Here is a 5,646-nt window from a genome sequence, read left to right as displayed (position 1 = left end):
GAGAGCATGGTTCAACTGGAGTAGACACGATGGAAACCTTTGGTGAATCGATGTTCGTTTCTTTAACGGTATACACCAGTAGATAATTATATTCCGCAAAAGATTAGGGGGAGTCGGGAATCGGGAGTCGAGAGTGGGGAGTGGGGAGTGGGGAGTGGGGAGTGGGGAGTGGGGAGTAGGAATAACAAAATTGAATTTACCTAATAATTCATTCGTGGGGTGTTTTTGAATTTTGAATTGATAATGACGAAGGAAACTCAGAGAAATTCAAGATGATTTTGCATTTCCTCTGGCTGCAATACTTCCCAAATCAAAGTTAGTGTACCTATGATTTCTCCTATTGAGCGTCGATTAGGACTGCAATAAGCAATTCCAGAATGAGTTATTCCAGTTTGATGAAGTACCACAAAGTCGTCATCATGAGTCACCAGAACTCGTTGTTGCAATGTGGCAAAAGCAAGCTGTTCTTGATCAGAGGCAGCAATCAGTCCAACTTCTGAGGTTGTCGTTACTTCAATTCCACGACGACGCAAACCTTGAGAGATGGCATTGCTAACACTTTCATCCAAATGAAATCGGATTTTGGTCATTGCCGATTCTGAAGTTTTTGCTGCAATAGAGACGGTGTTTGAGCTTGTACCGCTTCTACAAAGGCTTCTCCAGCCTCAATATCCTGTCTGATTTCCTCTTTATGGTCGTGGTAGTAAGCCAGTGCTGCATAGACATCTGACAGGGTAATGCTAGGATGGTGATATAGAATTTCATCCGGTGACATTCCCATGCTTTCGTGCCAGATGACAATATCTTGAACTCGAATCCGATGTCCGGCAATCCGAGGTTTACCGCCACAAACCCCCGGAGTGATTTCAATATGTTCTGAGATTGTTGGAATAGTTGCCATTGGGAGAGTTAAACGTCACTGAAAGATGCATTACCTTACGGTAGTATTCTTACTGAATAGCACACTTTGCGGTCTGTTTGCGTTCGCGTAGCGTGGCCTACGGCCAATCGCATTCAAAGTATAGCATTTCAGCAAATAGTTAAAAAAATAGTTAAAAAATGCAATAAGCCCATTTTTAATAGTAATCAAGTACACAATATTTTCCCCCGATTCCCGACTCCCGATTCCCGATTCCCGATTCCCGATTCCCGATTCCCTACTCCCTACTCCCTACTCCCTACTCCCTACTCCCTACTCCCTACTCCCTACTCCCTACTCCCTACTCCCTTCCCTAGATCATGTATTACAGTCAATTTACTATTCAAAAAGTAGTCAATGATTTTGACTTAACCTTAATCGAACAAGGGAATATTTTTGAAAGCGATAGCGATCGCGTAATTTATCCTAGTCCTTATTTAGCCGAATTTATCACCCAAAATTACCAACTAGCCATCGCCTTGAATACGGAAAAAGCCCGATCAGAACTCTTGATATGTCCAGTATTACTCGCAGTTAGAGAATGCCATAAAAACCAGATTAGCTTGTTTTCTGGGGAAGAGTTTACTGTTGACCCAGAAGTGGGATTAAATGGCACCTGTGATTTTATTATTAGTCTTTCACCGGAACAGTTATTTGTTAAAGCCCCAGTAGCCATTATTATAGAAGCCAAAAAAGAAGACCTGAAAGGGGGATTAGGACAGTGTATCGCTGCAATGGTAGCAGCTGCTCGGTTTAACCAACAGGAGAATAATAGTAACGGTAATGGGATTGCAACGGTTTACGGTGCCGTAACCACTGGGACTCTATGGCGATTTCTGAAATTGGAAGAAAAAACAGTAACCCTCGATCTGGCGGAATATTTTCTGCCTCCCATCGAACCTATTCTAGGGAAATTGGTGCAGATGGTAGAACAGGATTAGGAATGATATCAATTCTGGTTGAATACCCATAATTAATGGGGAGATGGGGAGATGGGGAGATGGGGAGATGGGGAGATGGGAAGATGGGGCGACTAAGTATAGCACTACCGATTAAGGTGTTTGACATTGACACAAGGTTAAAAGCTAGCGCTATATTTTTATTGTTTTGATGCAATTTCCAGACTCCCCACTCCCGACCCAAATGTAAATAAATCTTGCCCAGCCCTTTGCGAGGGTTTACTATTGCTGGTATATTCCTGATGTAAACATTAAACTATCAGGAGATTGGGAGTTAAGAAAATAGAGAGTTAGGGATGAGTTCAAAAACACCTAAATTGATCAATAATCATGAAGATTTAGAAGTGTATCAAAAGGCTTTTAAGGCTGCCATGAGGATATTTGAACTCTCTAAACGTTTCCCAATTGAAGAAAGATACGCTTTAACTGATCAAATCCGACGCTCTTCTCGTTCAGTATGTGCTAACCTAGCAGAGGCTTGGCGCAGAAGAAGATATCAAGGCTCTTTTTGTGCTAGGCTCAACGATGCAGAAGCAGAGGCAGCAGAAACTCAAGTGTGGTTGAAATTTGCAGTTAAATGCAATTATCTAGATCTTGGTATTGCCAGAGAACTCTCAAATCAATATAACGAGATTTTAGGCAGTATAGTCAAAATGGTGAATGACTCAGACAAGTGGTTACTAAAAAAACCTTAAAATTATCCCCATATCCCCATTAGAACTGTTTCAATATCATACGTTAACAATTTGGAGAGATAGGGAGATAGGGAGATAGAGAGATAGGGAGATAGGGAGATAGGGAGATAGGGAGATAGGGAGATAGGGGGATAGGGAGATAGGGAGATAGGGGGATAGGGAGATAGGGGGATAGGGGGATAGGGGGAATTTTTCTTAAAAAAAAGGTATTTTTAACCTTAAAAAAACCCTCTCTCCATCAAACTCCCTCCCCATCACCCCATCTCCCCACCTCCCCATCTCCCCACCTCCCCACCTCCCCATCTCCCCATCTCCCCATCTCCCCACCTCCCCACCTCCCCATCTCCCCACCAGAAACATGGAACCACTCTTACAAATCCGTCCCCATTATCGCGTTGAAATTATTGAACCCAATCATGTTTATCTATTGGCAGAAAACGCCACCCACGCTTTAACGGGGGAATTTTACTGTCATCTGATGCCCCTGCTGGATGGTCAGTATACCTACGAGGAAATTTGTGAACGACTGACAGAGCACGCTGACCCAGACCAGGTGGCTTATGTGATCGAAAATTTGTATGACAAAGGGTACATCGCTGCCAAAGTGCCTGAATTGTCAGACGCTGCTGCTGCTTTCTGGAGTTTGCTGGGAGTAGAACCCCAAACTGCTTATGATTGTTTGCGGCAAGTAGTAGTTTATGTCACTGCTGTGGGGAATATTTCAACTAAACCCTTGACCGATAAACTCACAACCGTTGGCATTCAAACCCAACCCTGGACAGGTAAACCCCCAGTCACCGATTTACCCACTCTGTTAGTAGTGCTTACCGATGACTATCTACAACCGGAACTAGCAGAGATTAATCAAGTCGCCCTAGATACTAACCAACCCTGGCTGTTGGCGAAACCAATAGGAGGACTGTTGTGGTTTGGTCCGATCTTTGAACCAGGAATAACTGGCTGTTGGGAATGTTTGGCCCATCGTCTGCGGGGCAACCGGGAAGTGGAAGCGTCGGTGCTGAAGCAGAAGGGAAAGGCGAGACGTCTTGCAGAAGAGGGGAATCGGGAGTCGGGAGTCGGGAATCGGGAATCGGGAATCGGGAATCGGGAATCGGGAATCGGGAATCGGGGAGAAGAATTGACCCAAACACAATCAGAAACTGTTAATCAGTCTCAAACCCCGAATCATCAAGTTGAGTTTGGTCGGGTGACGGGGTGTTTGCCTACTTCTAATGCTTTCCTCAGTTCTACCTTAGAGACTGGCCTGAATTTAATTACCACTGAAGTCGCTAAATGGATAGTGCAACTGGGGGTAGAGGAAACAGCTAACTTGGCCACGTTGGTGGGGAAAGTGATTACCCTCAATCAAACTAACCTTAGCACTGAAACCCATCAGCTCTCCCATCGTCCCCAATGTGCTGCTTGTGGGAATCCGCAACTTTTAAGCGATCGCGCTCATCAACCGGTTACCTTAGTCAATCGTAAAAAGCAATACACTACCGATGGCGGGCATCGTGCCTTTACTCCCGATCAAACCCTGAAACGCTACCAACACCTGGTTAGTCCCATCACCGGAGTTGTCAGTGCCCTAGTCCGTTCCTCTGACCCAGACAGTGCCCTGCTCCATACCTATCATGCTATTCATAGTTACGGTGCTGCCACCAATAATTTGAACCGTTTGCGTCGTCTGTTGGGTCATAAAAGTGCTGGCAAAGGGAAAACTGACCGTCAAGCCAAAGCCAGTGGGTTCTGTGAAGCGGTAGAACGCTATTCCAGTATCTATCATGGGGATGAACCCCGGATTGTTTCTACCTTAGGGGAGTTGGGAGATACTGCTATTCCTCCCGAACAGGTGATGCAGTTTAGTGAGTATCAGTACGCTCACCGAGAAACCTTGAACAAAGCCCGAGTCGATCACAATTGGGTGCCGCAACGGTTTGATAGCAGCAAAGCCATTGAATGGACACCTGTTTGGTCTTTAGTGACACAAACCCATAGCTATCTACCCACTGCCTTCTGTTATTACAACTATCCCCCATCAAAGGATCATCACTTCTGTTCCGGTGACTCCAATGGCAATGCTGCTGGCAATACCTTGGAAGAAGCGATTTTGCAGGGCTTTATGGAATTGGTGGAACGGGATAGCGTGGCTATTTGGTGGTACAACTGCCTGCAATGTCCGGGAGTGGATTTAGCCAGCTTTGATGACCCCTATCTGGTAGAGTTACAACAACTATACCGCGATCGCAAACGTGATTTGTGGGTGCTGGATATTACCAGTGATTTAGGCATTCCCGCCTTTGCTGCCGTCTCAGCCCGCACCGATCAGGAACAAGAAGGGATTATTGCCGGGTTTGGTGCCCATCTCGATCCTCGGATTGCCATTTTACGGGCAGTCACAGAGATGAACCAACTGGGATTTTATGTGGATGACGTGGAACCCAGTGAAACCGGTGCTTGGGAGGAATGGAATAAGCATAATCTAAACCGCAAAGAGCATCCCTACATGGTTCCCAATCCTGACATTCCCCTCAAGCATCACAGTGACTATGCTCAACAGTGGAGTGATGATATTTATGAGGATGTCATAACCTGTGTCAACATTGCCCAGTCCGCAGGCATGGAAACCCTAGTTCTAGACCAAACCCGCCCGGATATTGGCTTAAATGTAGTCAAGGTGATTGTACCAGGGATGCGCCATTTTTGGGCAAGATTCGCCCCCGGTCGGTTGTATGATGTCCCCGTTAAGTTAGGCTTGTTCGCGGAACCCTTAAGGGAAGATCAACTTAATCCGATCCCGATGATTTTGTAGGAATGGGGAATTAAGAATTAAGAATTAAGAATTAAGAATTAAGAATCGGGAATCGGAACCCACCCCTAACCCCTCCCAGGAGGGGAACGGGAGTCGGGAATCGGGAATCGGGAGTGGGGAACAGGGAACAGGGAACAGGGAACAGGGAACAGGGAACAGGAGTCGGGAGTCGGGAACAGTGGACAAGAATTCACGCCCCATCTCTCCATCTCCCCATCTCCCCATCTCCCTATCTCCCCATCTCCCTATCTCCCCATCTCC

General features: G+C 45.9%; 7 protein-coding genes and 1 pseudogene. 5 read left to right on the top strand and 3 right to left on the bottom strand.

All coding sequences use genetic code 11. The features are described 5' to 3' along the window. Window positions 1-257: 257 nt before the first annotated feature. Together F6K49_RS34485 and F6K49_RS34480 are read right to left on the bottom strand one after the other, a co-directional pair. The gene (locus tag F6K49_RS34485; RefSeq protein ID WP_293021281.1) at window positions 258-590 is read right to left on the bottom strand and encodes a DUF5615 family PIN-like protein; all 333 of its coding nucleotides are present in this window, start codon (window positions 588-590) and stop codon (window positions 258-260) included. Then, window positions 587-901 carry a DUF433 domain-containing protein gene (locus F6K49_RS34480; protein WP_293021280.1) on the bottom strand — a complete coding sequence of 105 codons (315 nt, stop codon included), beginning with the start codon at window positions 899-901 and terminating at the stop codon, window positions 587-589. Before F6K49_RS34480 ends, F6K49_RS34485 begins: the two co-directional genes overlap by 4 nt. 66 nt (window positions 902-967) lie before the next feature. On the opposite strand from F6K49_RS34480, the gene F6K49_RS34475 reads away from it, so the two are divergent. The 5 genes from F6K49_RS34475 to F6K49_RS34455 all read left to right on the top strand — a co-directional run bounded on the left by F6K49_RS34475 (window position 968) and on the right by F6K49_RS34455 (window position 5,385). Next, window positions 968-1,273, top strand: coding sequence for a hypothetical protein (locus F6K49_RS34475; RefSeq protein ID WP_293021279.1), 306 nt, complete (start codon window positions 968-970; stop codon window positions 1,271-1,273). Then, window positions 1,240-1,860 carry a hypothetical protein gene (locus tag F6K49_RS34470; RefSeq protein WP_293021278.1) on the top strand — a complete coding sequence of 207 codons (621 nt, stop codon included), beginning with the start codon at window positions 1,240-1,242 and terminating at the stop codon, window positions 1,858-1,860. Before F6K49_RS34475 ends, F6K49_RS34470 begins: the two co-directional genes overlap by 34 nt. Window positions 1,861-1,895: 35 nt before the next feature. Further along, a complete protein-coding gene (locus F6K49_RS34465) occupies window positions 1,896-2,030 on the top strand; it encodes a hypothetical protein (protein WP_293021277.1) in 135 nt (44 codons plus the stop codon). A gap of 144 nt (window positions 2,031-2,174) precedes the next feature. Continuing rightward, complete coding sequence (locus F6K49_RS34460; RefSeq protein WP_293021276.1) at window positions 2,175-2,573, top strand: four helix bundle protein; 399 nt, start codon at window positions 2,175-2,177, stop codon at window positions 2,571-2,573. A gap of 358 nt (window positions 2,574-2,931) precedes the next feature. Next, on the top strand, window positions 2,932-5,385 hold the full coding sequence (locus tag F6K49_RS34455; RefSeq protein WP_293030373.1) for a TOMM precursor leader peptide-binding protein: 2,454 nt from the start codon (window positions 2,932-2,934) through the stop codon (window positions 5,383-5,385). Window positions 5,386-5,409: 24 nt separating this feature from the next. Here the strand turns inward: F6K49_RS34455 and F6K49_RS34450 are convergent. After that, window positions 5,410-5,646: pseudogene (locus F6K49_RS34450) on the bottom strand (hypothetical protein); the annotation flags it as partial.

It is taken from the genome of Moorena sp. SIO3I6 (genome assembly GCF_010672095.1).
The sequence above is the reverse complement of the archived record's forward strand: the minus strand, read 5'-3'. Positions and strand labels throughout refer to the sequence as shown.

What these genes read in the sequence shown, in the direction of transcription:
- F6K49_RS34485 (WP_293021281.1), bottom strand. Translation starts at nt 590, where the DNA reads ATGACCAAAATCCGATTTCATTTGGATGAAAGTGTTAGCAATGCCATC.
- F6K49_RS34480 (WP_293021280.1), bottom strand. Translation starts at nt 901, where the DNA reads ATGGCAACTATTCCAACAATCTCAGAACATATTGAAATCACTCCGGGG.
- F6K49_RS34470 (WP_293021278.1), top strand. Translation starts at nt 1,240, where the DNA reads ATGTATTACAGTCAATTTACTATTCAAAAAGTAGTCAATGATTTTGAC.
- F6K49_RS34465 (WP_293021277.1), top strand. Translation starts at nt 1,896, where the DNA reads ATGGGGAGATGGGGAGATGGGGAGATGGGGAGATGGGGAGATGGGAAG.
- F6K49_RS34460 (WP_293021276.1), top strand. Translation starts at nt 2,175, where the DNA reads ATGAGTTCAAAAACACCTAAATTGATCAATAATCATGAAGATTTAGAA.
- F6K49_RS34455 (WP_293030373.1), top strand. Translation starts at nt 2,932, where the DNA reads ATGGAACCACTCTTACAAATCCGTCCCCATTATCGCGTTGAAATTATT.